A 24,678-nucleotide genomic window follows, 5' to 3' on the forward strand; every position below is an offset into this window, starting at 1 on the left:
ACGCTAACCTGCGGCCATGTTTTACGAGGTCGACTATGCATATTCATATTCTTGGTATCTGCGGCACTTTCATGGGTTCGATGGCGGTTCTGGCCAAAGAGCTGGGCCATCACGTGACGGGCTCCGATGCCAACGTCTATCCGCCGATGAGCACTCAGCTTGAAGCGCAGGGCATTGAGTTGACCCAAGGCTACGACCCTGCCCAACTCGATCCGGCGCCGGATCTGGTGGTGATCGGCAACGCCATGTCGCGCGGCAACCCGGCCGTCGAATACGTGTTGAACAAAGGCCTGCCCTACGTCTCCGGCCCGCAATGGCTGGCCGACCACGTGCTGCAAGGTCGCTGGGTCCTGGCCGTCGCCGGCACCCATGGTAAAACCACCACCAGCAGCATGCTTGCCTGGGTCCTGGAGCATGCGGGCATGAGCCCGGGCTTCCTGATCGGCGGCGTGCCGCAGAACTTCTCGGTGTCGGCGCGTCTGGGTGACACACCGTTCTTCGTCATCGAGGCCGACGAGTACGACAGCGCGTTCTTCGACAAGCGCTCCAAGTTTGTTCACTACCGCCCGCGCACGGCCATTCTGAACAACCTGGAATACGATCACGCCGACATCTTCCCGGATTTGCCCGCCATTGAGCGGCAGTTCCACCACTTGGTGCGAACCATCCCGAGCGAAGGCCTGGTGATTCACCCGACCACCGAGCCAGCGTTGCAGCGCGTCATCGAGATGGGCTGCTGGACCCCAGTGCAAACCACCGGTGCAGGCGGTCAGTGGCAGGTCAAGCTGCTGAGCGAAGACGGCTCCAGGTTCGAAGTGATGTTCGAAGGCGTCGCCCAAGGCGTCGTCGATTGGGACATGACCGGCCAGCACAACGTCGCCAACGCCCTGGCCACCCTGGCGGCTGCTCGCCACGTCGGCGTTGTACCGTCGATGGGCATCGCTGCATTGAGCGCCTTCAAAAGCGTGAAACGCCGGATGGAGAAAGTCGCCGAGGTTCGCGGCATTACCATCTACGACGACTTCGCTCACCACCCGACGGCCATTGCGACGACCCTCGACGGCCTGCGCAAACGCATCGGTGATGCGCCGTTGATTGCGATCATCGAGCCGCGCTCCAACTCCATGAAGCTCGGCGCTCACCGCGACGGCTTGCCGGAAAGCGTGGTCGATGCCGATCAAGTGATCTGGTATGCCCCCGCCAACCTCGGTTGGGACCTGGGCGCGACCGCCGCGTTGTGCACGGTGCCGTCGATCGTCAGCGACTCTCTGGAAGGCATCATCGAGCGCGTGAAGAGCCAGGCCCAGCCCGGCACCCACGTGGTGATCATGAGCAACGGCGGCTTCGGCGGCCTGCACGGCAAACTCGCCGAGGCGCTGCAATGAACAACGGCCCGGAACGCATCACCCTCGCGATGACGGGTGCTTCGGGCGCCCAGTACGGTTTACGTCTGCTCGACTGCCTGATCCGCGAAGACCGCGAGGTGCATTTCCTGATCTCCAAGGCGGCGCAACTGGTGATGGCCACCGAGACTGACGTCACGCTGCCGGCCAAACCGCAGACGATGCAGGCCTTCCTCACTGAGTACACCGGTGCGGCCGCCGGGCAGATCAAGGTGTACGGCAAGGAAGACTGGATGTCGCCAGTGGCCTCGGGTTCCGGTGCGCCCGCGGCGATGGTGGTGGTGCCGTGTTCCACGGGAACCTTGTCGGCGATCGCGACCGGTGCCTGCAACAACCTGATCGAGCGGGCTGCCGACGTGACGTTGAAAGAGCGTCGCCAGCTGATTCTGGTGCCGCGTGAAGCGCCGTATTCGAGCATTCATCTGGAGCACATGCTCAAGCTGTCGAACATGGGCGTGACGATATTGCCGGCGTCGCCGGGCTTTTATCATCAGCCGCAGACGATCGATGACTTGATCGACTTTGTCGTGGCGCGGATTCTCAATCTGCTGAACATCCCGCAAGACATGCTGCCGCGTTGGGGCGAACACCATTTGAGCAGCGATGAATAAGCTGCTGATTGTTCTGCTGGCCCTGCAATTGGGGGGCTGCGCCACGGCGCGCACGCTGGACGCGGCCAAGCCTGGGGCGCCAGTGGTGTACGCGGGGACGCGCCTGGATTTGTATGCCATGAATGGCGGTTGTTGCGCGATGGACCGGTTTGGCGCCGAAGCGCCGAGCTACCCCGGCGTCGACCTGCCGGCCAGCGCGTTGCTCGACACGCTGTTATTGCCGTTGTCATTGCTGACAGTGATCGGGGTGAGTTTCCAGGCGACGGGCGGGTTGTAGCGTTCGGCTTTGAATCGGTGTGCGCCCTTCGCGGGCAAGCCTCGCTCCTACGGGTTCTCCGTTGCCTGTGTAGGAGCGAGGTTTGCCCGCGAAGGCGCCCTCTCAGACACCAAAGGATTATTTGCCTAGCTTGCGCAGTTCATCCGATTCGACAATCCGTACCCCATCCTGCTCTTCCAGCGCCAGTCTCCACATGGCGCGAGCCAGTTGGCAGGCTTCGATGCCGCGGTACTTGCCAGGGATCAAGCGCGACAACGGCCCGACGAGTTGCTCGGCCGTGCGCGGTTCCAGTCGATCGCCCAGCAACAACGAAGGTCGGCAAATGGTCAGCTGCGGCCAGTCCTGCGCGCGCAATGCGTACTCCATCTCGCCTTTGACCCGGTTGTAGAAAATCGAGGATCTGCGATCGGCCCCCAGGGCACTGATCACGATCAGGTGCCGGGCACCCATTTCCCGTGCACGTTTGGCGAACGCCACCACCATGTCCAGGTCGACCGCACGAAAGGCTTGTTCGGAGCCAGCCTGCTTGATTGTGGTGCCGAGGCAGCAATAGGCGATGTCGACGCGACCGTTCAGTTGCGGCAGAAACGCCGCCGCGTCGCCGACCGGGTTTTCCAGATGGGGATGCTCGGCCAGTGGCCGGCGTGAGGGGGCCAGTACCCTTGAAATCGTTGGCTCGTTGAGCAGGCGATCAAGCAGATGTTCGCCGGTCAACCCGGTAGCTCCGGCAAGCAGTACATGCTGAGGCGTCAAGTACATAGTGTTTCCCCCTTGATACTGTTCAGCTTAGTTGCTCTTTGCATCCTTGCTGCTGATAGAGACACTTTGTAGCGCTTTTCGTGCCTGCTGTTTGCGCAAGAGTTGCCAGTGCGAGAGGACCGTTTTCGGCGCCCAGAGCTGCGGTTCAGAGGCCTCGAAGCCGTCAGCGAGTTCACGCTCTGCCACCGTGGCCTTGGCCAGCTTGAAGGCATGCTCCAGGTCGTCGGTCTGGTTCAGCGCCTGGGCGAACAGCGCGTCGCCGAAGTAGGTGAAATTGGCTTCTTCCGAGCAACCGAAGGACACCCGATCAGCGCGCGAGGCGGTCATGATCAGCGTGCGTTCATCCTTGAGTGCGGGGATGAAGCCGCCGGAATAGCAGGACGAAATCACCACGATCTTGTCGCGGTTCTTCAAGGGCGCGAGTACGGCGGCGAGTTCGTCGGCCGGCAGGTCGGCCAGCTCCATGCGCGGCTGGTCGAGCACCAGTTCATGTTCGCTGCTGCCATGGCTGGTCAGGTAGATGAAGATCAAGTCTTCCGGGCCACTGCGTTCGGCCAGGGTCATTGCGGCGCGGCGCAGGTTTTCCCGGGTGGCCATCGGCCGGTCGACGAGGTGATCGCGATGGTTCACCAGGCGGATCTGGCCGAAGGCGCCGAAGCGGCTGCTGAGCATGTTGCTGACGTAATCGGACTCGCGCAGGAACACGCTCTGCTTGCCGTCGCCGCCCAGGGTCAAGGTGTACAGCTCGACCATCGGGGTCGAGGCTGGCACGTTGGACAGAGCGTCATCGAGTAACCGGCCCTGGGCCAGCAAGCCGAGCTCCAGGGTGTCGGGCAGCAACTTGCCGTCGGCATCGCGAACACGCTGGCCATTGACCCACGTTCCGCTTTGCACTGTGCCGTCGGTGAGCACCAGGGTGCCGCGCCCCGAGTAGCTGTCATTGTCGAACTGGCCGATGTAGAAGCTGCCGTCGGGCAGGTTCAATCGACCCTGGCCGGTAAAGCGCCAGTCGCTGAACTGGCCGATGTAATGACTGCCGTCAGCGCCGATCAACTCGCCCTTGCCGTTCAGCGAGCCTTCCTTGAACTGGCCCAGCCAGACATCGCCGTCGGCGTTTTCGTAGCGGCCCTTGCCGTGCAGTTGATTGTTCTTGAAGCCGCCGACATAGATGTCGCCGTCGGCGCTGTTGAAGGTTCCGTTGCCTTCCAGCTGACCGTCCTTGAAGTGCCCGGTGAACTGATTGCCACTGGCGTCGCCGCGCTGCCCTTCACCGTTGGGTTTGCCATTGGCGAACTGGCCCTGGTAGGAACTGCCGTCGTCGAGTTCGAGACGCCCGAGCCCTGAATATTGATCGGCCTTGAATTCACCGCGATAGGTCATCGCGTTTTCTTTTAGCGTGCCTTCACCGTCACGGCGGCCGAGTTTGAATCCGCCGGTGTAGCTGCTGCCGCTGGTGGTCAGTGTGCCCTTGCCGTCAAACAGGCCTTGATTGAATTGGCCCCGATAGACTTCGCCGTTGCTGCCATGCCACTCGCCCTGGCCATGCCATTGCCCCTTGTCGAACTCGCCGGCGTACCAGCTGCCGTTGGGGTAGTCGATGCGGCCCTGGCCTTGCAACAAGCCGTTGACCAGATCACCGCGATAGCGCCCGCCGTCCGGCAAGCGGGCATCCGGGGGCAGCAGCGATTCGCCGTCGCCGCAAGCGGTGAGCAACAGGGTCAGGGCGAGGAGTGCAAGTGAGCGCATAGCGGGATCCGGGCAATTATGCGACGGAGTATGCCGCAGCTATGTGTCGTATATATAGAGATACGGCGCGAAACAGCGTGAGCTGTTTCGCAATCAGACCTGTGTCAGACGAAACAGAGGGACAGCGGCTCGGCGATATACGCCGGTTTGTCCGAGCCTTCGATTTCAAGCGTGGCGGTGGCTTTGAGCAGCCATTGGCCGGGTTTTTTCTCGATGACTTCGTTCATGTCGACCTTGAGCCGAACCCTGGAGTTGACCTTTACTGGCTGGATGAAGCGCACGCTGTCCAGGCCATAGTTGACCACCATCTTCGCCCCTTGAGGGAGGATCAGGATGTCTTCCATCAGTTTCGGGATCAGCGACAGTGACAGGAATCCGTGTGCAATGGTGCTGCCAAATGGCGTTTGCGCGGCTTTGACCGGGTCGACGTGAATAAACTGATAATCGCCTGTGGCTTCTGCGAACAGGTTGATGCGCTCCTGATCGATGGTGAGCCATTCGGAACGTCCGAGTTCCTTGCCGACATAATCTTTGAGCTCTGCAACGGGAACATAGGGCATTGAGACTCTCCTTGGGTTTCATCGGATTTATAGTTTTTCGAGTGGGGGGATTTGGCCTCCCTGTGAACCACTTTAGATCAACATGGCAAATTGCTCCGGTCAACTGACCATGCTTTTGGCGAATGCCGATCCATAGCGTTGACGTGCTTATAATGCCCGGCCCCTTTTTGGTGGGGCGCGCGTGCGGGAGATGCTGGATGTTGTTACGTGGCCTGACCTGGCTGGTGCTGTTCCAATTGCTGGGCACAGCCATCAACCATTTGTTTTTACCGGTACTGCCCGGGCCGATTGTCGGCCTGCTGCTGTTGCTGGTGTACCTGATTTCGCGCGGGCAAGTCGGCGAGCCGTTGAACCTGGCCGCCAGCAGCCTGCTGCGCTATTTGCCTTTGCTGTTGGTGCCGCCGGCCGTGGGCGTGATGGTTTACGCCAAGGACATCGCCGCAGACTTCTGGGCCATTGCCGGCGCGCTGGTGTTGTCGCTGGTGCTGTCCATGGCGTTTGTCGGGGTGCTGATGCAGCGCATGGTCAAGCGTCATGCCCATCGCGGAGATCGCTCATGATCCTCGATTGGCAGGGTGCGCTGGACTCGGTGATTCATCACCCGTTGTTCGGCCTCGGCATTACGTTGGGCGCTTATCAACTGGTGCTGGCAGCCTTTGAAAAAACCCGCTGGATCTTTCTGCAACCGGTGCTGGTCTCCATGCTGTTGGTGATCGGTGTGCTGACGGTCTGTGGGATCACGTTTGTCGAGTACCGCAAGAGCACCGAGATCCTCAGCATCTTGCTCGGACCTGCGACCGTTGCGCTGGCAGTGCCGCTGTATCTCAATCTGCGACGCATTCGGCAGTTGTTCTGGCCGATTTTTACTACGCTGGTGATAGGCGGCGTGGTTGCCACGGGCATGGGCGTGTTGCTGGGTTGGTGGTTTGGTGCCGAACACATGATCCTGATGACCATGGCGCCGAAGTCAGTGACGTCGCCGATTGCCATGTTGGTGGCTGAGCAGATCGGTGGTGTCGCGGCGTTGGCCGCGGTGTTCGTGTTGATCACCGGCGTGATCGGTGCGATCTTCGGTCCGGGTATGCTGACCCGGCTGGGCGTGCACAGCCCTGAAGCCCGGGGCATGGCGCTGGGCATGACCGCCCATGCGGTCGGCACCTCGGTGGCCTTGCAGGAAAGTGAAGAATGCGGCGCTTTCGCGGCGCTGGCGATGAGTCTGATGGGCGTGGCCACGGCGGTGTTCCTGCCGTTGGCGGTGTCGATGGTGGTTTAAGGATATGTCTATGAGCTTGCCGCTTTTTCCGCTGAACACTGTGCTGTTTCCTGGCTGCATCCTCGACTTGCAGATCTTCGAGGCGCGCTACCTGGACATGATCGGCAGTTGCATGAAAAAGGGCGTCGGCTTCGGCGTTGTGTGCATTCTCGACGGCGAAGAAGTGGGCATCGCACCTGCGGGCTATGCGCTGGTCGGCTGCGAAGCGTTGATCACTGATTTCAAACAACAGGACAATGGCCTGCTGGGCATTCGCGTGCAGGGCGGGCGGCGTTTTCATGTGTTGCGCACCGAGGTACAGCGCGATCAATTGACCGTCGCTGAGGTCGAGTGGCTGGAAGACGAACCTGAACAGCCGCTGCAGGATGAGGATGCGGACCTGGTCGCCCTGCTCAAGGCATTGGCCGAACACCCGATGGTCGAAGCCTTGAACATGGGCACCGAAGCGACCGGGCAACAGTCACTGGCCAATCAGCTGGCCTATCTGCTGCCGTTTGCCGAAGTGGACAAGATCGACCTGCTGCAACTCGATGATCCCCAGCAGCGGCTGGATGCGATCCAGGCGCTGCTGGACGAGTTGCAGGGTGAGTTGTTTGCCTAGTTGTACTTTGTATTAAGTTCTTCGGTTCGCCACTATTGTCTTCGTAAAGCTCAGTCAGTAGTTTGCAGTTATTCGCATGGAGCGGATAACGGTTAACTATATGGATGTGGTTATGACGCTATATGAAGATGAATGGATGTTCTGGGATGATATTGCCGGGCGCTATATTTTAAAGCACGCGAGCAACGATCCGAATACGGCTAATATTATTGATGCCGCTGCTTACTATGCCGATTCAATGGTTGTCGCTCGACGTAAGCGCAAGCGCGTAAAACTTCCAGTCTCCGGTACTGCCGTCGATACTTCAAACGCTCCGACGGCTCTTTAGTACACGACTTATAAACTATTCGGCAACGGACTGGGTTTTGCGCGTCTTGCTGAAAAAAATTGAGTGAACAGCATCTTGAGGTGATTGATGTCCCTGGAAAATCAAAGCAGTGCATTTACCGCTAATCTTTACGTCAACGGCACGCCGGTGGTGCTCAACCAGCAGCGCCTGAAGCTTAGGCTGCGTGACCCGCGAATCACCCGGCGCGAACGCCTGGACGTGGAGGTGGCATTGGCGAGTGACGACAGCACAAGTATTCTGACGCTCGCCGATCATGAGGATGACAAGCCTCTATTGTTGAAGTTTGTGCCCAAGGCTGGCAAGTATGAAGTGCTGGCCGTTATTCGAGGCGCCTATGAAGGTGGTCATTTGACGGTTAATGTCGGAACCCGTCATCTATATATGAATAGCGGTTCGGAAGGTGCCAGGTTTTCGATACGTAAGCATGGGGTGGACCAAGCGAGTTTTGATGATTTTGCTGCCGGTCCAGGGTATGTGCAGCTCGTGAGTGAGCTTAATGGTCGGCCGCTCTATCTGGCAAACGACAAGGGGAAAGTGCATTTTAAAGATGTTGATCCTAATACCTCCAAGCATGATGCGTTCAACAATGATCCCGTCAACTTCGTGATCAAGATTGTTGATAAGCCGGGTGAGGAGCGCAAATAAAAAAACACCATCAGTTTTGCAAGCTGATGGCGTGTACCTCATCAGGCAACAGCCTAATACGCATATCTCAACATTGCATTCGGCAAATGTCGCAATGCAAAGAACCCGAACAACGCCACCATCGCCGGCAATACCAGCCACCAGATCTTGGGTGGCATGGCATTGAGCGGTGTCTGGCGCTGGCTCAGCCACAAGCTGGCGGCACACACGCACGCCGCCAGCATCGCACCGGCCAATATATCCGTTGGCCAATGTGCGCCCAGGTACACCCGGGACAGGGCGATTGTCAGGGCCGGCAAACAACCCAGCAGCAACCAGGTCAGGCGCATCCGCGGCGGCTGACCGCGACCGGCCAGCACGGCGAGGGTCAGGAACAACGCGAAGGCGCCCGATGCATGGCCGCTGGGCATGCTGTAGCTGGTCAGTGGATCGCTCAGTACTTCCGGGCGCACGCGGGCGAAAAATTGTTTGGTGAACGTGTTGCCGAGCGCGGTGAAGAGCAGGGTGCCACCGGCGAAAATCGCCTGGCGCCACTGCCGGGTGAGCAACAGCAAGCCGGTCAGCAGGGCGCTGAACACCAGCATGTTGCGGAATTCGCCGATCAGCGTGAAGGTGACGGCCAGTTCATCGAGCATCGGGCTGCGATGTTCCTGCACCAGGGTCATCACGCCTTGGTCGAGCGCGGTGAGGTGCGGGTAGCCGATAAACAGCCCTGCCAGAATTAACAGGCCGAGGCCGGCTATATAGGCGGTGGCGTGGCGATGGCGGCGCAGGCTGCTGGTCACGCTCAAGCCGATCATTACCGCAATGCTGCCGGCGACGATCCCTGCCTCAGGCCAGAACCCGTCGGGCAATGGCAAGCGAATCGCTGCGCCCGTGGCCCAGCCAGGCAGCAAGTAAGCGACGCTCCAGCCCGCGGCGGCCAGCAAACTGACAACGGCGAAACGCGGGAACGGCATGTCGAACATCCCGGCAACCATCGGCAGCATCGGGCGTAGCGGGCCGATAAAACGTCCGACCAACAGGCTGGCAATACCGTATCGCTGGAAATACGCCTCGGCGCCGGCGATCCATTCCGGATGGTGGCGCAACCCCGGCAGGCGCCGGATATTCTGGTGGAAATGTCGACCGATGAAGTACGAAACGATGTCGCCCAGCACGCCAGCGGTAAACCCCAGCAATAGCGTTTCGCTCAATGACAGCGCCCCGCTCCCGGCCAGTACCGCCACGGCGAACAGCAACACCGTGCCGGGCACAATCAGCCCGGCAATCGCCAGGCATTCCACGAATGCCACGATGAACACCGCCGCGGCCAGCCATTGCGGGTTAGCCGCCAGCCAACCGGTCACGCTATCGAGCCATGGGCCCATAAAAACAACTCCCTCTGATGTTCAATTGGGCTCGAAAGGCGCGCACGCGACCTTCCAGGCACCACAAGTCCCCTGTAGGAGCGAGCCTGCTCGCGATAGCGGACGGACATTCGAAACCGATGTCGCCTGATACTTGCTATCGCGATCAGGCTCGCTCCCACAGGGATTTTCCATCTTCAAGTCAGCAAAAAATAATCGCGACCTTCGACCTGCCCCCGTCGTAGCGGGTTCCGCGTGCAATATGGCGCGTAAGCCGCATCGACGAAGCGATACATCAAATGTTCGTCGCGTCCGTGGGGAATGCCCAGACGCGTGGTCTGGATGATGTGAGCAGGCGCCGGGCCGACGTCTTCGACCAGCAACACATCATGGTCAAAACGCTTGGCATCCCAGACGGGCACCTTCAACCCCAGCGACTTGCACAACAACGTCTGCCCGGCGCAGAGCTTTTGCGTCGGGCGAGGACGACCCTGGGCGTCGGGATTGTTCAACAGCATCTGCGCCAGGCTCGCCGGCCCGCTTAGCTCGTCGACCCACGGATAGGCAGATTTGATCAGCACCGCGTTGCCCGGCCCCTGGGCGCTGAAGTTCAGGGAATCACCGCCGCGGGCGTAATACATATAGATGTGCCCGCCATCCAGAAACAAAGCCTTACGCTTTTCTGTGTAGCCGAGGGACGCGTGGCTGCCTTTTTCGTCGCAGTAATAGGCTTCGGTTTCGATAATCCGGGCGCTCAGCCACAGGTCGCCGACCCGGTGACGGATGACCTTGCCCAGTAAATCCCGGGCCAGGGTTTGTGCATCGCGGTCAAAAAATGCGTCCGGGAGCCCCATGGGCAGGCGTGCAGCGGACGCTCGAACAGTCAGGTTGGACATGATGAACGGTGTTTATCAAGGCTGATTGAGTCGTGATGATAACAATGTGCAGCTTAATCCCGGCTGAACGTCGGCAAATTGCCCTCCATTTCGACCATCCGCCCGTCACCGCTGTTAGTCCCGGGACGCGACAGCTATAATCTGCCGCTTTACTCTTTACCAAGACCTTAGCAAAGACCCCCACAGACCATGACTGAGTCCGTTCTTGACTATATGACCCGCCTGGGTCGCGCCGCCCGCGAGGCTTCTCGCGTCATTGGCCGTGCCAGCACTGCGCAGAAGAACCGCGCGTTGCAGGCGGCTGCCAATGCGCTGGACGCTGCACGCGCCGAGCTGACGGCTGCCAATGAACTGGATTTGGCCGCAGGCCGCGCCAATGGTCTTGAGCTGGCATTGCTTGAGCGTCTGGCGCTGACCCCGGAGCGCATCGACGGCATGATCGTCGGTTTGCGTCAGGTGGCGGCACTGCCGGACCCGGTCGGCGCGATTCGCGACATGAGCTATCGGCCGTCGGGCATCCAGGTCGGCAAGATGCGCGTGCCGTTGGGCGTGATCGGGATCATCTACGAATCCCGGCCGAACGTAACCATCGATGCCGCGAGCCTTTGCCTGAAGTCGGGCAACGCGACGATCCTGCGTGGCGGTTCCGAGGCAATCAATTCCAATCGCGCCATTGCCGCCTGCATCCAGCGCGGCCTGGCCGAAGCCGAGCTGCCGGCTGCCGTGGTGCAAGTGGTCGAAACCACCGATCGTGCGGCCGTTGGCGCGTTGATCACCATGCCGGAATACGTCGACGTCATCGTGCCCCGTGGTGGCCGTGGTCTGATCGAACGCGTCAGCCGCGATGCCCGCGTGCCGGTGATCAAACACCTGGACGGCATCTGCCACGTCTACGTCAGCGCCCACGCCGATCTGCCGAAAGCCCAGCGCATCGCCTTCAATGCCAAGACTTACCGTTACGGCATCTGCGGTGCGATGGAAACGCTGCTGGTGGATCAAGCCGTTGCCAAGGATTTCCTGCCGTCGATGGCTGCACAGTTCCGCGAAAAAGGCGTCGAACTGCGCGGTTGCGAACGTACCCGGGTGATCATCGATGCCGTGGCGGCCAGCGAAGAAGACTGGAGCACCGAATACCTGGCGCCGATTCTTTCGATCCGCGTCGTTGACGGGCTGGACCAGGCGATCGAACACATCAATCAGTACGGTTCGCATCACACCGACTCGATCGTCAGCGAAAACCTCGCCGACACCCGGCGTTTTGTGGCGGAGGTCGATTCGTCATCGGTGATGATCAACACGCCGACCTGCTTCGCCGATGGCTTTGAATACGGATTGGGTGCCGAGATTGGCATTTCTACTGATAAGCTGCACGCCCGCGGCCCGGTGGGTCTCGAAGGTCTGACCTGCGAGAAGTACATCGTGGTCGGTGATGGCCAGTTGCGCGGCCAGGCGTCGGTCTGACTTGGGCGACCTCAAACCGTCAGCACCGCAAACCGCCAGCGAGCCTGCGCCAAGACGCATTGGCGTGCTGGGCGGGACGTTCGACCCGGTGCACATCGGCCATTTGCGCGGTGCGCTGGAAGTCGCTGAGTCGCTGGCGCTCGATGAGTTACGCCTGACACCCAGTGCCAGGCCGCCGCATCGCGGTACGCCGCAGGTGTCGGCAAAGGACCGTCTGGCGATGGTCGAGTGCGCGGTGGCCGGTGTGGCGCCGTTGGTGGTGGACGCCCGCGAATTGCAGCGGGACAAACCGTCCTACACCATCGACACCCTGGAACTGATGCGCGCCGAACTGGCCGTCTCTGACCAGGTTTTTCTACTTTTGGGCTGGGACGCATTTTGCGGCCTGCCCACTTGGCACCGCTGGGAAGAGTTGCTCCAGCATTGCCACATCCTGGTGCTGCAACGCCCGGATGCCGACAGCGAACCGCCGGATGCCTTGCGCAATCTGTTGGCGGCACGCTCGGTGAGCGACCCGCTGGCCCTCAAAGGGCCGAGCGGACAGATTGCATTCGTCTGGCAGACGCCGCTCGCGGTATCCGCCACCCAGATCCGTCAACTGCTGGCCAGCGGTAAGTCGGTACGTTTCCTGGTGCCCGACGCGGTCCTGGCCTACATCGATGCGCACGGTCTCTACCGTGCGTCGAACTGAAAAGAGGGCACGCTTCCAGGCACGTAATGACGTGTATTGAAGCGCCCGAACATACGAGCAAAACGAGTTTTATATGACGAACAAAGACGTAACTAAAGTAAAGCGCAAAGGCACGTTCAAAAGCGCCCCGCTGCCTGAGCCGGTTCTCACCACTGAACCTCTTAAAGGTGACGAGCTGGTCAAGGTGGCCGTAGCCGCCCTGGAAGACGTGAAGGGCCAGGACATCCAGGTCATCGACGTTCGTGAAAAGCAGAGCATCACTGACTACATGATCATCGCGACCGGTACCTCCAACCGCCAGATCGGCGCGATGCTGGACAAGGTTCGCGAAGCCGTCAAAGCCCTGGGCGTCAAGCCACTGGGTGAAGAAGGCAAGGGCGACAGCGACTGGGTGCTGCTGGATATGGATGATGTCATCGTGCACATGATGACCGCCTCGGCTCGTCAGTTTTACGACCTCGAGCGTCTGTGGTCCGGTGCAGAGCAGAGCCGTGCTCTGAACGCGGCTCACCACAGCCCGGAAAACACCCATGAGCACTTCGTCAAGCTCAACAAAGACCAGCAATAAGGGACCGCTGTGCGACTGCGACTGATCGCCGTCGGCTCCCGCATGCCCAAGTGGGTGGAAGAAGGCTGGCATGAATATGCCAAGCGTCTTCCGTCCGAGCTGGCGCTGGAACTGGTGGAAATACCGCTCAACACCCGTGGCAAGAACGCCGACGTGGCGCGCTTCATCCGTCAGGAAGGCGAAGCCATGCTGGCCAAGGTCGGGCCGAATGAGCGTGTTGTGACCCTGGAAGTCCACGGCAAGCCCTGGAGCACCGAGCAGTTGGCGGTCGAGCTCGATCGCTGGCGGCTGGACTCGCGCACGGTGAACTTCATGGTCGGCGGCCCCGAAGGGCTGGCGCCGGAAGTCTGTGCGCGGGCCGATCAGCGCTGGTCGTTGTCGCCGTTGACGTTGCCGCACCCGCTGGTGCGGATTCTGATCGGTGAACAGCTGTATCGTGCCTGGACAGTTCTGTCCGGCCACCCTTACCACAAGTAGTTCTGCCCTCATGCCCCAGCCGATCCGCATCAAGGACCACGAAAAAGACGCCCGTCTGGTGCGTGGCCGCGTCGTGTTCGGGGCTATTGCGGTGGTCTTGCTGATCTGCGTGCTGATCGCGCGGCTGTATTTCCTCCAGGTGATTCAGTACGAGTACCACTCGACCCTGTCGGAAAACAACCGCGTCCACGTACAGCCGATTCCGCCGACTCGCGGGTTGATCTTCGACCGCAATGGCGTGGTGGTGGCCGATAACCGGCCCAGCTTCAGCCTGAGCATGACCCGCGAACGGTCCGGTGACTGGCAGCAAGTGCTCGACGTGATCGTCGAAGTGCTGGAGCTGACGCCCGAGGACCGGGTGATTTTCGAGAAGCGCATGCGTCAGGGGCGTCGTCCTTTCGAGCCGGTGCCGATCCTGTTCGAGCTGTCTGAGGAGCAGATCGCCCGTATCGCGGTGAATCAGTTCCGTCTGCCGGGCGTGGAAGTCGTCGCGCAGTTGGTGCGTCACTACCCGCAGGGCCCGCACTTTGCGCACTCGGTGGGTTACATGGGGCGGATCAACGAGAAAGAGCTGAAGTCTCTCGATCCGGTCAATTACAGCGGCACGCACCACATCGGCAAAACCGGCATCGAGCGTTTCTACGAGCCGGAGCTGCACGGTCAGGTGGGCTACGAAGAAGTCGAAACCAACGCTCGCGGCCGCGTATTGCGCGTACTCAAGCGTACCGATCCGATTCCCGGCAAGGACATCGTCCTGAGCCTGGACATCAAATTGCAAGAAGCCGCCGAAGCCGCACTTGGCGGTCGTCGTGGCGCCGTGGTGGCGCTCGATCCGAAAACCGGCGAGGTGCTGGCGATGGTCAGTGCGCCGAGTTTCGATCCGAACCTGTTCGTCACCGGCATCAGCTTCAAGGCCTATGCCGAGCTGCGCGACTCCATCGACCGGCCGCTGTTCAACCGCGTGCTGCGCGGTTTGTACCCGCCGGGTTCGACCATCAAGCCGGCGGTGGCGATTGCCGGCCTGGATGCCGGTGTCGTGACTGCATCAAGTCGGGTGTACGACCCCGGCTACTACCAGCTGCCCAACTATGACCACAAATACCGTAACTGGAACCGTACCGGTGACGGCTACGTGGACCTCGACACGGCGATCATGCGGTCCAACGACACCTATTTCTACGATCTGGCTCACAAACTGGGGATCGATCGGCTGTCGGCGTATATGAGCAAGTTCGGCATCGGCCAGAAGGTTTCGCTGGACATGTTCGAGGAGTCGCCGGGGCTGATGCCGACACGTGAGTGGAAGCGTGCAACCCGGCGTCAGGCCTGGTTCCCGGGCGAAACGCTGATTCTCGGGATTGGTCAGGGCTACATGCAATCAACGCCATTGCAATTGGCCCAAGCCACAGCGCTGGTCGCGAGCAAGGGTGTCTGGAACCGTCCGCACCTGGCCAAGACCGTCGAAGGCGAGCGGCCGAAGGATGACAACCCGATGCCGGACATCATCCTGCGCGACCCGTCCGACTGGACCAAGGTCAACCATGGCATGCAGCAGGTGATGCACGGCGCCCGGGGTACGGCGCGCAAAGCGGCGATCGGTGCGCAATACCGCATCGCGGGCAAAAGTGGTACGGCCCAGGTGGTCGCGATCAAGCAGGGTGAGAAGTACGACCGCTCCAAGGTTCAGGAGCGCCATCGTGACCACGCCTTGTTCGTCGGCTTCGCACCGGCTGACAACCCGCAAATCGTGGTGTCGGTGATGGTCGAGAACGGCGAGTCCGGTTCCGGCGTCGCAGCGCCTGTGGTACGACAGATCATGGACGCCTGGCTTCTGGACCAGGACGGTCGGTTGAAGGCCGAATACGCCAGCCCTATCAGTGCGGAGGCTACGGCCCGTGAAGAGTAATTTCGATCGCATTCTCTCCAGTGAGGATGTGATGCGTCGCCGTGCGACGCTGTTGCAACGCATGCACATCGACGGCCCGTTGCTGATCCTGTTGCTGACCCTCGCCGCCGGCAGTCTGTTCGTGCTGTATTCGGCCAGTGGCAAGAGCTGGGACCTGCTGGCCAAGCAAGCCACTTCGTTCGGCATCGGCCTGGTGTCGATGATCGTCATCGCCCAGTTCGAGCCGCGATTCATGGCGCGTTGGGTGCCGGTCGGTTACGTGATCGGTGTGTTGTTGCTGGTGGTGGTGGACGTCATGGGCCACAACGCCATGGGCGCCACGCGCTGGATCAACATCCCGGGGGTGATCCGTTTCCAGCCTTCGGAGTTCATGAAGATCCTGATGCCGGCGACCATCGCCTGGTACTTGTCCAAGCGTACGTTGCCGCCGCAGCTCAAGCATGTGGGGGTCAGTCTGTTCCTGATCGGCTTGCCCTTCATCCTGATCGTGCGTCAGCCGGACCTCGGCACTTCGCTGCTGATTCTCGCCGGTGGCGCCTTCGTCTTGTTCATGGGCGGGTTGCGCTGGCGCTGGATTCTCAGCGTGATTGCTGCCGCCGTGCCGGTGTCTGTGGCCATGTGGTACTTCGTGATGCACGACTACCAGAAGCAGCGCGTCCTGACATTCCTTGATCCCGAGAGCGATCCGCTCGGCACCGGCTGGAACATCATTCAGTCGAAAGCCGCCATCGGTTCCGGCGGCGTGTTCGGCAAAGGCTGGCTGCTCGGCACTCAGTCGCACTTGGACTTCCTGCCGGAAAGCCACACCGACTTCATTATTGCAGTGATGGGCGAAGAATTCGGCCTGGTGGGCATCTGCGCACTGCTGTTGATTTACCTGTTGTTGATCGGTCGTGGGCTGGTGATAACCGCCCAGGCCCAGACATTGTTCGGCAAATTGCTCGCGGGCAGCCTGACCATGACGTTTTTTGTTTACGTTTTCGTCAACATCGGTATGGTCAGTGGCCTGTTGCCGGTCGTGGGGGTGCCGTTGCCGTTCATTAGCTACGGAGGAACTTCGCTGGTGACGCTGCTGTCAGCGTTTGGGGTTTTGATGTCGATCCATACCCATCGTAAGTGGATCGCACAGGTTTGAATAAGGTGAAGATGTCAATGCAAGTAATGCGCGGCTGGGCGACTCGATACGCGCCATGGGTCGGCCTGGTAAGCATCCTTGGCACAACGCAGGACGCGTTGGCCGGCGATTACGAAGGTTCACCCCAGGTGGCCGAATTCGTCGGTGAAATGACCCGCGACTACGGTTTTGCCGGTGAACAGCTGATGGGCGTGTTTCGCGAAGCCGAGCGCAAGCAGTCGATTCTGGACGCGATCTCGAAACCCGCCGAGCGGGTCAAGCAGTGGAACGAATATCGCCCGATGTTCATCACCGACGCGCGCATCGCCCGTGGTGTGGACTTCTGGCGTCAGCACGAAGCGGTACTGGCCCGTGCCGAGCAGGAATATGGCGTGCCGGCTCAGGTTATCGTCTCGATCATCGGGGTTGAGACCTTTTTCGGCCGCAATACCGGCAATTTCCGGGTAATCGACGCTTTGTCGACCCTGGGTTTCGACTATCCTCCCCGTGCCGAATTCTTCCGCAAGGAGTTGCGTGAGTTCCTGTTGCTGGCCCGTGAGGAGCAGGTCGATCCGCTGACTCTCAAAGGCTCTTACGCAGGCGCCATGGGTTTGCCGCAGTTCATGCCGAGCAGCTTTCGCGCCTATGCGGTGGACTTCGACGGTGACGGCCACATTAATATCTGGACCAACCCGGACGATGCCATCGGCAGCGTCGCCAGTTATTTCAAGCGTCACGGCTGGGTCGCCGGCGAGCCGGTGGTCAGTCGCGCCGATGTGCGTGGCGAGCAAGTGGATGAAGGTTTGACGACAGGCATCGAGCCGACTAAAACGGTCGGGGAGTTGCGAGCCTTGGGCTGGTCGAGTCATGATGCGCTGCGCGATGATATGCCGGTCACGGCTTTCCGCCTGGAAGGTGACAATGGCCCGGAGTACTGGATGGGCCTGAAGAATTTTTACGCAATCACGCGATATAACCGCAGCGTGATGTACGCCATGGCGGTACATCAACTGTCTGAACAGCTGGTCCAAGCACGGGGCGTCAAGTAATGCGGGCATTGCCTATGAATAAACCCCTGAAGCTGATGGCATTCGCCGCGTTGGCGGTGCTGGTCGCCAGTTGTTCGACCAGCCGCGCGCCGACGCAAAAGACTTCAACGGCCGTGCGCGCAACGCCTGGCCTGGACATCAACCGTGCGCACAAAGACGGCGCGCCATGGTGGGACGTCGACGTATCGCGCATCCCGGATGCCACGCCGACCCTGCACTCCGGTCCTTACAAAGCCAATCCTTACACCGTGCTGGGCAAGACTTACTTTCCGCTGCAAGAATCCAAGACCTACGTCGCCTCGGGCACGGCATCCTGGTACGGCACCAAATTCCACGGTCAGAACACCGCCAATGGCGAGGTGTACGACCTGTACGGCATGAGTGCCGCCCACAAGACATTGCCACTGCCGAGTTACGTCCGGGTGACCAACCTGGACAACCACAAGAGCGTGATCCTGCGGGTCAACGACCGCGGGCCGTTCTACTCGGACCGCATCATCGACTTGTCCTACGCCGCCGCGAAAAAACTCGGTTACGCCGAAACCGGCACCGCACGGGTGAAGGTCGAGGGTATCGATCCGCAACAGTGGTGGGCACAAAAGGGCCGTCCGGCGCCTTTGATGCTCAACGAACCGCAGGTAGCGCAAAATGCCGCGCCGACGATTACCGCTTCGGCGGGCACCGTCGAGCAATGGACGCCACCGCCGCAGCAACACGCGGCAGCCGTGGTGCCCGTGCAGATTGATGCAAAAAAAAACGCTTCTGTACCAGCCTCTGGCCAGTATCTGCAGGTGGGCGCGTTCGCCAACCCGGACGCTGCAGAACTCCTGAGATCGAAGCTCAGCGGGATGGTGAGCGCTCCGGTGTTCATCAGCTCGATCGTGCGTAATCAACAGACGCTGCATCGGGTGCGCCTGGGGCCGATCGGTTCGCCGGGTGAAATCCAGCAAGTGCAGAACAGTGTGCGCCTGGCCAATCTCGGTTCGCCGAGCGTGGTCACCGCCGAATAATACGTAGTACTTGATTGACGGTTCGCTTGCGGTTTGGGGGGTGGACCTGGTTGTTGGCTCGTTGAAGAACAAAAGCCCGGCAAGGGTTCTGAGTGAGCAACTGAACACGCGATGGCCCGTTAGAAGGCCATCTGATTAGTTTTGCCTTCGGGCAGTTTCCATTAGCGATTTCGAGAGACGGATGAACATCACCACCTTTGCCAAACGCCTGTGTCTGCTAGTCCCGCTGCTCCTCTCGCCTGCCGCGTTCGCGGTCGAGATGATGCCGTCGCCACCACAACTGGCCGCTAAATCCTACGTACTCATGGATGCCAGCAGCGGCAACGTGCTGGTCGAGAACAACGGTGACCAGCGTCTGCCACCGGCCAGCCTGACCAAGCTGATGACCGCGTACATCGCGACCCTGGAAATCCGTCGTGGCCAGATCGGTGAAAACGATCCGGTGACCGTCAGCGAAAACGCCTGGCGTACCGGCGGTTCGCGGATGTTCATCAAGGTGGGTTCGCAAGTCACTGTCAGCGACCTGCTGCACGGCATCATCATCCAGTCGGGTAACGACGCCAGTGTTGCGCTCGCCGAGCACATCGCCGGCAGCGAAGACGCATTCGCCGACATGATGAACAAAACCGTGGCCGATCTGGGCATGACCAACAGCCACTTCATGAACCCGACCGGTCTGCCGAACCCTGAGCACTACTCGTCGGCTCACGACATGGCGGTGCTGGCTCGCGCGATCATCCACGAAGACCCGGCTCACTATGCGATCTACTCGCAGAAAGAGTTCTTCTGGAACGGCATCAAGCAGCCTAACCGCAACCTGCTGCTGTGGCGTGACAAGACTGTCGACGGTCTGAAAACCGGTCACACCGACGAAGCCGGCTACTGCATGGTGTCTTCGGCTGTACGTGATGGCATGCGCCTGATCGCCGTGGTGTTCGGCACCAACAGCGAAGTGGCCCGTGCTTCTGAAACCCAGAAGCTGCTGACCTACGGTTTCCGCTTCTTCGAAACCCAGACCTTCTATCAGAAAGGCGCCGAGCTGGCTCAGGCCCCTGTCTGGAAAGGCAGCACCAATCAAGTCAAGGCCGGCCTGGCTGAAGACCTGACCATGACCCTGCCAAAAGGCCAGCTGAAAAAGCTCGCCGCCAGCATGACCATGAACCCGCAACTGGTTGCGCCTATCGCCAAGGGCGACGTAATCGGTAAAGTCGAAGTGAAACTGGACGACAAAGTGGTGCATAGCGCCGACCTGATCGCCCTGGACGCTGTCGAGGAGGGTGGTATCTTCCGCCGCATGTGGGATAGCATCCGTCTATTCTTCTACGGCTTGTTCAACTGAATTAGTGTGGACTTGCATGGCCCCGTTCCAATCCGGAGCGGGGCCATGTCCGTTGCCACGGCTTACGAGGCCGTTACGCCATGACAGATACCGAAGTAAAGGCGCCAAAGATCGAATTTCCTTCCAATGATTACCCGATTAAAGTGATCGGCGACACCATTGTGGACATCAAGCAAAAGATCATCGATATCGTTAAGAAGCACGCAACGATCAACGATGAAAAGGTGGACGAACGCCAGAGCAGCAACGGCAAGTACACCACCATCCAGTTGCACATCATCGCCACCGGTCAAGACCAGCTGTACGACATCAACAGCGAACTGCGGGCTACCGGTTTCGTGCACATGGTGCTGTGATGTCTGGCACGCTGGGCTTTCGCGAGCTCGGCCAGATGGCTTACGAGCCGGTCTGGCATGCCATGCAACGCTTCACCAACGAACGCGGCAGCAATGCCGCGGACGAGATCTGGCTGGTCGAACACCCGCCGGTGTTCACCCAGGGTCAGGCCGGCAAGGCCGAGCACTTGCTGCTGCCGGGGGATATCCCGGTGGTGCAGGTCGATCGCGGTGGTCAGGTGACTTACCACGGTCCCGGCCAGTTGGTGGCCTACCTGTTGCTCGACGTGCGCAAACTGGGTTTCGGCGTGCGTGACCTGGTCACCCGCATGGAGCACTGCCTGATCGAGCTGCTGGCCAGCTATGGCGTGACCGCAGCGGCCAAGCCTGATGCGCCGGGTGTCTATGTCAATGGGGCGAAAATCGCCTCCCTGGGTCTGCGGATCCGCCACGGTTGTTCCTTTCATGGCCTGGCCCTGAACGTGGACATGAACCTGGAACCGTTTCGACGGATTAATCCCTGCGGCTACGCCGGGCTGGCGATGACCCAGCTGAGCGATCACGCAGGATCGATTGAATTTGCCGAGGTAAGTGCCCGGCTGCGCGCGCAGCTCGTCAAACACCTCGACTATGCTGAGCAGACGACCCTAACGGGCGGAATCGACTGATATGACTACTGATGCAGTGCAAACCATGATCCCGACGCTGGATGTTACCGAGCGTCCGGCCCCGCGTGCCAAGGTTGAAGCCGGCGTCAAGCTGCGCGGCGCCGAGAAGGTTGCACGTATCCCGGTAAAGATCATTCCGACCACCGAACTGCCGAAAAAACCTGACTGGATCCGCGTGCGCATCCCGGTTTCGCCGGAAGTCGACCGCATCAAGGCCCTGCTGCGCAAACACAAGCTGCACAGCGTGTGCGAAGAGGCGTCCTGCCCGAACCTCGGCGAGTGCTTCTCCGGCGGCACCGCGACCTTCATGATCATGGGCGACATCTGCACCCGTCGCTGCCCGTTCTGCGACGTTGGCCACGGTCGTCCGAAGCCTCTGGACGTCAATGAGCCGGAAAGCCTGGCCATCGCCATCGCCGACCTGAAACTCAAGTACGTGGTGATCACCTCGGTCGACCGCGACGACCTGCGTGACGGCGGTGCCCAGCACTTTGCCGACTGCATCCGCGAGATCCGCAAACTGTCGCCGAACGTGCAGCTCGAAACTCTGGTCCCGGACTACCGTGGCCGCATGGACGTTGCGCTGGAAATCACCGCCGCCGAGCCACCGGATGTGTTCAACCACAACCTGGAAACCGTGCCGCGCCTGTACAAGGCTGCGCGTCCGGGTTCGGATTACCAGTGGTCGCTGACCCTGCTGCAACGCTTCAAGCAGATGATGCCGCACATTCCGACCAAGTCCGGCCTGATGCTGGGTCTGGGCGAAACCGACGAAGAAGTCATCGAAGTCATGAAGCGCATGCGCGAACACGACATCGACATGCTGACCCTCGGACAGTACCTGCAACCGTCGCGCAGTCACTTGCCGGTGGAGCGTTTTGTGCATCCGGATACCTTCGCCTGGTTCGCCGAGGAAGGCTACAAAATGGGCTTCAAAAACGTCGCTTCCGGCCCGTTGGTGCGTTCCTCGTACCACGCCGACGAGCAGGCGAAGCTGGTCAAAGCTGAATTGATGTCGTCTCTGTAATAAAGCGCCCGTAAGGCTTTTCAGCCTTGCGGGCGTTTTTGTTGGCCGTGCCTACGGCCGCAACCGTCTTTTCCTGCAACCTGCGGGGCGATTGATCCTCTTCTGTTTGTCCCCGTTCCTGACTACTGTGTGCTGAAGCTTTTCACGCAGGGAGATTCATGGATGACTGTTCGACCGACCCACACGCTGTTTCCTCACTCAGCCGTTCCGGCCTTGCCCTCGGAAGGGCTGATCGGCGTGATTGCGCCCGCCGGGCCTGCCGGGCTGGACACCGATAAAGCCGTTGCCTGGATGCGCGCTCGCGGTTATGCGCTGCGGATATTTCCCGGGGTGTACGAACAGGATGGCTACCTGGCCGGCAGCGACGACGTGCGGCTCAATGACTTGCACGCCGCGTTCGCCGACACGGAAGTCGACGCGATCATTTGCCTGCGGGGCGGTTACGGTACGCCGCGTCTGCTCGATCGTATCGATTTCGAATTGCTGCAGAACAACGCCAAGCCGTTTATCGGCTACAGCGACATCACTGCGCTGCACGTGGCGATCAGCCGTTACGCCGGTTTTGTGACCTTTCATGGTCCGCTGCTTAATGCCGATTTGCTGGGCGAGAAGCAAAAACCGACCGAGTCTTCGTTTTTCAACATGCTCAGAGGGCAGGTGAAGGCGGGCAGTGTGCTTTCGCACCCGGTGGCCTGGCCGCTGACCACGATCGAGCCCGGCATCGCTCACGGGCGGTTGCTGGGGGGCAATCTGTCGATGATTGCCGCAACCATGGGCACGCCATTTGAGATGGAGGCTGAAGGCGTCATTCTTTTCATTGAGGACATCAACGAACCGCTGTATCGCATCGACCGCTTGCTGACTCATCTGCGCCTGGCCGGCACGCTGGGCAAGTTGCGCGGCGTGCTGGTGGGCGATGTGGCGGGGGTTGATACGTTTGCGCTGGAGCGGTTGCTCAAGCAGACGCTCGAGCCGTTGCGGATACCGGTGTTGGCCGGGTGGCGCAGCGGGCACTGCGATCCGAACCTGACGTTGCCGATGGGCGCGCTGGTTCGGCTGGATGCGGGGAAGAAGGAATTGGTGTTGGAACAGGATGTGGTCGTCAAGCGGTAGTGCGATAGCGCCTGTCAGTAAGTCTTCGCGGGCAAACCTCTCTCCTGCAGGATGGTGTGATCCCGTAGGAGCGAGGCTTGCCCGCGAAGCTTTTTAGCGGTTACGCAGGCCTTCAAGCAGCTTGTGCGTCGGATACCCATCCGCCGGCCAGCCAAACGACTGTTGTGCACTGCGGATCGCCTTGCGAGTGTTCGCGCCGATGATCCCGTCAGCCGTGCCCGCATCGTAATTCTGCGCACTCAGCAGGCTTTGCAGTTCGATTCGCTCGGTGCGGCTTAACGGCAAGTCATCTTTTGGCCACGTGCCATTGATCAGGCCGCCGCCACTGAAGCGCTCGGACAACAGGCTCACCGCCAATGCATAAGACGACGAGTTGTTGTACTTGAGGATTGCGCGGAAGTTGTCGAGCACCAGGAACGCCGGGCCACGATAACCGGCCGGCAGCAGCAGGGCGGCGGACAGGTGTTCGGAACCTGCCGGAACCTGGGCGCCATTAGGCAGCGAGACCCCCAACTGTTGCCATTCGGCGACGCTCTTGCGAATCGTGCCGTCGGCCAGGACGTAGTTGAAACTGCCTGGTAGCTGCACTTCAAAGCCCCACGGTTGACCTTTCTGCCAGCCGGAGCTTTGCAGATAGTGCGCCGTCGAGGCCAGCGCATCGGCCGGGCTGCCCCAGATGTCGCGGCGGCCGTCACCGTCGAAATCCACGGCGTGGGTGTTGAAGGTGGTCGGGATGAACTGGGTCTGACCCATGGCGCCGGCCCAGGAACCGAGCATTTTCTCCGGTTCGATATCGCCTTGTTGCAGGATTTGCAGGGCGGCGATCAGTTGCGCATGAGCAAAGCCCGGACGCCGGCCTTCGTAGGCCAGGGTCGCCAGGGAGTTGATCACTGACTTGTTGCCCTGGAACTGCCCGAAATTACTCTCCATGCCCCACACCGACACCAAGGCCTGGCGATCAACGCCGTAGCGCTGCTCGATGCTTTGCAGAATGTCAGCGTATTGGCCGACCAGCGCCTGACCTTTGCGTACCCGCAGCGGCGACAGGGCGCCATCGAGGTATTCCCACACCGGGCGGGAGAACTCGGGTTGGCTGCGATCGGCACGGATCACGCTGGTGTCGAGGCTGACATTGGCGAAGGCGCGGTCGAACAGATCGGCGCGGATGCCGGCGGTTAGCGCGTCTTTGCGGAAACCCGCCTGCCATTCGGCGAAGGTCTGGGTGGGCTGGAGGTCGAGGTTTTCACCGGTCGGCACCACGGGCGGAATGACCGCAGGGGCTGTCGATACGGGAAGGGTCTGAAGCGGCTGGGCGTCGGCGGCGGTCGGTTTTTCCGCGCAGGCGACAAGCAAAATGAGGCTGGAGGCAGCGATCAGTTGGCGCAGGGGCCAACGACGGGAAATACAAAGGGGCATGCACAGGTCCAGGGAATACGAATCAGGTGCAGACC

The 24,678-nt window shown here is 60.5% G+C and carries 27 protein-coding genes; 21 read left to right on the forward strand and 6 right to left on the reverse strand.

Annotated features, from left to right (window positions below; genetic code table 11):
- The first annotated feature begins 35 nt into the window (after nucleotides 1-35).
- Genes mpl through BLU63_RS14365 form a run of 3 tightly spaced genes read left to right on the forward strand, consistent with a single transcriptional unit; the run spans nucleotide 36 to nucleotide 2,291 of the window.
- Nucleotides 36-1,385 carry a UDP-N-acetylmuramate:L-alanyl-gamma-D-glutamyl-meso-diaminopimelate ligase gene (gene mpl / locus BLU63_RS14355; protein ID WP_083375679.1) on the forward strand — a complete coding sequence of 450 codons (1,350 nt, stop codon included), beginning with the start codon at nucleotides 36-38 and terminating at the stop codon, nucleotides 1,383-1,385.
- Complete coding sequence (gene ubiX / locus BLU63_RS14360; RefSeq protein WP_010467349.1) at nucleotides 1,382-2,014, forward strand: flavin prenyltransferase UbiX; 633 nt, start codon at nucleotides 1,382-1,384, stop codon at nucleotides 2,012-2,014. Before mpl ends, ubiX begins: the two co-directional genes overlap by 4 nt.
- Nucleotides 2,007-2,291, forward strand: a complete 285-nt coding sequence (locus BLU63_RS14365) for a YceK/YidQ family lipoprotein (protein WP_083375680.1) — start codon at nucleotides 2,007-2,009, stop codon at nucleotides 2,289-2,291. The genes ubiX and BLU63_RS14365 overlap by 8 nt, the downstream gene beginning before the upstream one ends.
- 117 nt (nucleotides 2,292-2,408) lie before the next feature.
- Here the strand turns inward: BLU63_RS14365 and BLU63_RS14370 are convergent, their stop codons facing one another.
- The 3 genes from BLU63_RS14370 to BLU63_RS14380 all read right to left on the reverse strand — a co-directional run bounded on the left by BLU63_RS14370 (nucleotide 2,409) and on the right by BLU63_RS14380 (nucleotide 5,356).
- Nucleotides 2,409-3,050, reverse strand: a complete 642-nt coding sequence (locus tag BLU63_RS14370) for an oxidoreductase (protein WP_010467351.1) — start codon at nucleotides 3,048-3,050, stop codon at nucleotides 2,409-2,411.
- A 27-nt stretch (nucleotides 3,051-3,077) separates the two neighbouring features.
- Complete coding sequence (locus tag BLU63_RS14375; protein ID WP_077749937.1) at nucleotides 3,078-4,796, reverse strand: C13 family peptidase; 1,719 nt, start codon at nucleotides 4,794-4,796, stop codon at nucleotides 3,078-3,080.
- A 104-nt stretch (nucleotides 4,797-4,900) separates the two neighbouring features.
- Entirely contained in the window at nucleotides 4,901-5,356 is a 456-nt protein-coding gene (locus BLU63_RS14380; RefSeq protein ID WP_010467353.1) for a MaoC family dehydratase, read from the reverse strand.
- A 197-nt stretch (nucleotides 5,357-5,553) separates the two neighbouring features.
- On the opposite strand from BLU63_RS14380, the gene BLU63_RS14385 reads away from it, so the two are divergent.
- The 5 genes from BLU63_RS14385 to BLU63_RS14405 all read left to right on the forward strand — a co-directional run bounded on the left by BLU63_RS14385 (nucleotide 5,554) and on the right by BLU63_RS14405 (nucleotide 8,224).
- A complete protein-coding gene (locus BLU63_RS14385; RefSeq protein WP_010467354.1) occupies nucleotides 5,554-5,916 on the forward strand; it encodes a CidA/LrgA family protein in 363 nt (120 codons plus the stop codon).
- Nucleotides 5,913-6,629: an LrgB family protein gene (locus BLU63_RS14390; RefSeq protein ID WP_077749938.1), complete on the forward strand. Its 717-nt coding sequence runs from the start codon at nucleotides 5,913-5,915 to the stop codon at nucleotides 6,627-6,629. The genes BLU63_RS14385 and BLU63_RS14390 overlap by 4 nt, the downstream gene beginning before the upstream one ends.
- Before the next feature lie 10 nt (nucleotides 6,630-6,639).
- On the forward strand, nucleotides 6,640-7,230 hold the full coding sequence (locus BLU63_RS14395; protein ID WP_010467356.1) for an LON peptidase substrate-binding domain-containing protein: 591 nt from the start codon (nucleotides 6,640-6,642) through the stop codon (nucleotides 7,228-7,230).
- A 112-nt stretch (nucleotides 7,231-7,342) separates the two neighbouring features.
- Complete coding sequence (locus BLU63_RS14400) at nucleotides 7,343-7,558, forward strand: hypothetical protein (protein WP_102594344.1); 216 nt, start codon at nucleotides 7,343-7,345, stop codon at nucleotides 7,556-7,558.
- An 87-nt stretch (nucleotides 7,559-7,645) separates the two neighbouring features.
- Entirely contained in the window at nucleotides 7,646-8,224 is a 579-nt protein-coding gene (locus tag BLU63_RS14405) for a hypothetical protein (protein WP_010467358.1), read from the forward strand.
- A gap of 53 nt (nucleotides 8,225-8,277) precedes the next feature.
- Here BLU63_RS14405 and BLU63_RS14410 read toward each other — a convergent pair whose 3' ends face one another.
- Nucleotides 8,278-9,594, reverse strand: a complete 1,317-nt coding sequence (locus BLU63_RS14410) for a bifunctional DedA family/phosphatase PAP2 family protein (RefSeq protein ID WP_083375681.1) — start codon at nucleotides 9,592-9,594, stop codon at nucleotides 8,278-8,280.
- Nucleotides 9,595-9,770: 176 nt separating this feature from the next.
- Complete coding sequence (locus BLU63_RS14415; RefSeq protein WP_083375682.1) at nucleotides 9,771-10,469, reverse strand: DNA-3-methyladenine glycosylase; 699 nt, start codon at nucleotides 10,467-10,469, stop codon at nucleotides 9,771-9,773.
- A 189-nt stretch (nucleotides 10,470-10,658) separates the two neighbouring features.
- On the opposite strand from BLU63_RS14415, the gene BLU63_RS14420 reads away from it, so the two are divergent.
- The 13 genes from BLU63_RS14420 to BLU63_RS14480 all read left to right on the forward strand — a co-directional run bounded on the left by BLU63_RS14420 (nucleotide 10,659) and on the right by BLU63_RS14480 (nucleotide 23,227).
- Entirely contained in the window at nucleotides 10,659-11,930 is a 1,272-nt protein-coding gene (locus tag BLU63_RS14420; protein WP_083375683.1) for a glutamate-5-semialdehyde dehydrogenase, read from the forward strand.
- A gap of 1 nt (nucleotide 11,931) precedes the next feature.
- The gene (gene nadD, locus BLU63_RS14425; RefSeq protein WP_167362274.1) at nucleotides 11,932-12,621 is read left to right on the forward strand and encodes a nicotinate-nucleotide adenylyltransferase; all 690 of its coding nucleotides are present in this window, start codon (nucleotides 11,932-11,934) and stop codon (nucleotides 12,619-12,621) included.
- 73 nt (nucleotides 12,622-12,694) lie between these two features.
- Nucleotides 12,695-13,189, forward strand: coding sequence for a ribosome silencing factor (gene rsfS, locus BLU63_RS14430; protein WP_010467363.1), 495 nt, complete (start codon nucleotides 12,695-12,697; stop codon nucleotides 13,187-13,189).
- 9 nt (nucleotides 13,190-13,198) lie between these two features.
- A complete protein-coding gene (rlmH, locus tag BLU63_RS14435; RefSeq protein WP_007937439.1) occupies nucleotides 13,199-13,666 on the forward strand; it encodes a 23S rRNA (pseudouridine(1915)-N(3))-methyltransferase RlmH in 468 nt (155 codons plus the stop codon).
- Between the two features lie 10 nt (nucleotides 13,667-13,676).
- Nucleotides 13,677-15,572 (forward strand): penicillin-binding protein 2, encoded by a 1,896-nt coding sequence (gene mrdA / locus BLU63_RS14440; protein WP_010467364.1) that lies wholly within the window; start codon nucleotides 13,677-13,679, stop codon nucleotides 15,570-15,572.
- A 31-nt stretch (nucleotides 15,573-15,603) separates the two neighbouring features.
- A complete protein-coding gene (rodA, locus tag BLU63_RS14445) occupies nucleotides 15,604-16,707 on the forward strand; it encodes a rod shape-determining protein RodA (protein ID WP_049870746.1) in 1,104 nt (367 codons plus the stop codon).
- A 17-nt stretch (nucleotides 16,708-16,724) separates the two neighbouring features.
- On the forward strand, nucleotides 16,725-17,735 hold the full coding sequence (gene mltB / locus BLU63_RS14450) for a lytic murein transglycosylase B (protein ID WP_010467366.1): 1,011 nt from the start codon (nucleotides 16,725-16,727) through the stop codon (nucleotides 17,733-17,735).
- On the forward strand, nucleotides 17,735-18,745 hold the full coding sequence (locus BLU63_RS14455) for a septal ring lytic transglycosylase RlpA family protein (protein WP_083375685.1): 1,011 nt from the start codon (nucleotides 17,735-17,737) through the stop codon (nucleotides 18,743-18,745). The genes mltB and BLU63_RS14455 overlap by 1 nt, the downstream gene beginning before the upstream one ends.
- A 181-nt stretch (nucleotides 18,746-18,926) precedes the next feature.
- Nucleotides 18,927-20,084 (forward strand): D-alanyl-D-alanine carboxypeptidase family protein, encoded by a 1,158-nt coding sequence (locus BLU63_RS14460; protein WP_010467368.1) that lies wholly within the window; start codon nucleotides 18,927-18,929, stop codon nucleotides 20,082-20,084.
- A gap of 80 nt (nucleotides 20,085-20,164) precedes the next feature.
- Complete coding sequence (locus tag BLU63_RS14465) at nucleotides 20,165-20,440, forward strand: DUF493 domain-containing protein (RefSeq protein WP_083375686.1); 276 nt, start codon at nucleotides 20,165-20,167, stop codon at nucleotides 20,438-20,440.
- On the forward strand, nucleotides 20,440-21,087 hold the full coding sequence (lipB, locus tag BLU63_RS14470; protein ID WP_010467370.1) for a lipoyl(octanoyl) transferase LipB: 648 nt from the start codon (nucleotides 20,440-20,442) through the stop codon (nucleotides 21,085-21,087). The genes BLU63_RS14465 and lipB overlap by 1 nt, the downstream gene beginning before the upstream one ends.
- A gap of 1 nt (nucleotide 21,088) precedes the next feature.
- Entirely contained in the window at nucleotides 21,089-22,114 is a 1,026-nt protein-coding gene (gene lipA, locus BLU63_RS14475; RefSeq protein WP_010467371.1) for a lipoyl synthase, read from the forward strand.
- Between the two features lie 162 nt (nucleotides 22,115-22,276).
- Complete coding sequence (locus BLU63_RS14480) at nucleotides 22,277-23,227, forward strand: S66 peptidase family protein (RefSeq protein ID WP_083375687.1); 951 nt, start codon at nucleotides 22,277-22,279, stop codon at nucleotides 23,225-23,227.
- Between the two features lie 93 nt (nucleotides 23,228-23,320).
- Here the strand turns inward: BLU63_RS14480 and BLU63_RS14485 are convergent, their stop codons facing one another.
- Complete coding sequence (locus BLU63_RS14485; RefSeq protein WP_083375688.1) at nucleotides 23,321-24,643, reverse strand: lytic murein transglycosylase; 1,323 nt, start codon at nucleotides 24,641-24,643, stop codon at nucleotides 23,321-23,323.
- Nucleotides 24,644-24,678: the final 35 nt, after the last annotated feature.

Source organism: Pseudomonas mandelii (genome assembly GCF_900106065.1).
Taxonomy (GTDB): domain Bacteria; phylum Pseudomonadota; class Gammaproteobacteria; order Pseudomonadales; family Pseudomonadaceae; genus Aquipseudomonas; species Aquipseudomonas mandelii.

Coding starts and splice junctions, on each gene's coding strand:
- mrdA (WP_010467364.1), top strand. CDS start 13,677: ATGCCCCAGCCGATCCGCATCAAGGACCACGAAAAAGACGCCCGTCTG.
- BLU63_RS14485 (WP_083375688.1), bottom strand. CDS start 24,643: ATGCCCCTTTGTATTTCCCGTCGTTGGCCCCTGCGCCAACTGATCGCT.
- lipB (WP_010467370.1), top strand. CDS start 20,440: ATGTCTGGCACGCTGGGCTTTCGCGAGCTCGGCCAGATGGCTTACGAG.
- BLU63_RS14365 (WP_083375680.1), top strand. CDS start 2,007: ATGAATAAGCTGCTGATTGTTCTGCTGGCCCTGCAATTGGGGGGCTGC.
- BLU63_RS14420 (WP_083375683.1), top strand. CDS start 10,659: ATGACTGAGTCCGTTCTTGACTATATGACCCGCCTGGGTCGCGCCGCC.
- BLU63_RS14455 (WP_083375685.1), top strand. CDS start 17,735: ATGCGGGCATTGCCTATGAATAAACCCCTGAAGCTGATGGCATTCGCC.
- BLU63_RS14410 (WP_083375681.1), bottom strand. CDS start 9,594: ATGGGCCCATGGCTCGATAGCGTGACCGGTTGGCTGGCGGCTAACCCG.
- BLU63_RS14405 (WP_010467358.1), top strand. CDS start 7,646: ATGTCCCTGGAAAATCAAAGCAGTGCATTTACCGCTAATCTTTACGTC.
- BLU63_RS14390 (WP_077749938.1), top strand. CDS start 5,913: ATGATCCTCGATTGGCAGGGTGCGCTGGACTCGGTGATTCATCACCCG.
- rodA (WP_049870746.1), top strand. CDS start 15,604: ATGCGTCGCCGTGCGACGCTGTTGCAACGCATGCACATCGACGGCCCG.
- rsfS (WP_010467363.1), top strand. CDS start 12,695: ATGACGAACAAAGACGTAACTAAAGTAAAGCGCAAAGGCACGTTCAAA.
- BLU63_RS14375 (WP_077749937.1), bottom strand. CDS start 4,796: ATGCGCTCACTTGCACTCCTCGCCCTGACCCTGTTGCTCACCGCTTGC.
- ubiX (WP_010467349.1), top strand. CDS start 1,382: ATGAACAACGGCCCGGAACGCATCACCCTCGCGATGACGGGTGCTTCG.
- BLU63_RS14395 (WP_010467356.1), top strand. CDS start 6,640: ATGAGCTTGCCGCTTTTTCCGCTGAACACTGTGCTGTTTCCTGGCTGC.
- BLU63_RS14460 (WP_010467368.1), top strand. CDS start 18,927: ATGAACATCACCACCTTTGCCAAACGCCTGTGTCTGCTAGTCCCGCTG.
- lipA (WP_010467371.1), top strand. CDS start 21,089: ATGACTACTGATGCAGTGCAAACCATGATCCCGACGCTGGATGTTACC.
- BLU63_RS14415 (WP_083375682.1), bottom strand. CDS start 10,469: ATGTCCAACCTGACTGTTCGAGCGTCCGCTGCACGCCTGCCCATGGGG.
- BLU63_RS14465 (WP_083375686.1), top strand. CDS start 20,165: ATGACAGATACCGAAGTAAAGGCGCCAAAGATCGAATTTCCTTCCAAT.
- BLU63_RS14370 (WP_010467351.1), bottom strand. CDS start 3,050: ATGTACTTGACGCCTCAGCATGTACTGCTTGCCGGAGCTACCGGGTTG.
- BLU63_RS14400 (WP_102594344.1), top strand. CDS start 7,343: ATGACGCTATATGAAGATGAATGGATGTTCTGGGATGATATTGCCGGG.
- BLU63_RS14385 (WP_010467354.1), top strand. CDS start 5,554: ATGTTGTTACGTGGCCTGACCTGGCTGGTGCTGTTCCAATTGCTGGGC.
- mpl (WP_083375679.1), top strand. CDS start 36: ATGCATATTCATATTCTTGGTATCTGCGGCACTTTCATGGGTTCGATG.
- mltB (WP_010467366.1), top strand. CDS start 16,725: ATGCAAGTAATGCGCGGCTGGGCGACTCGATACGCGCCATGGGTCGGC.
- BLU63_RS14380 (WP_010467353.1), bottom strand. CDS start 5,356: ATGCCCTATGTTCCCGTTGCAGAGCTCAAAGATTATGTCGGCAAGGAA.
- BLU63_RS14480 (WP_083375687.1), top strand. CDS start 22,277: ATGACTGTTCGACCGACCCACACGCTGTTTCCTCACTCAGCCGTTCCG.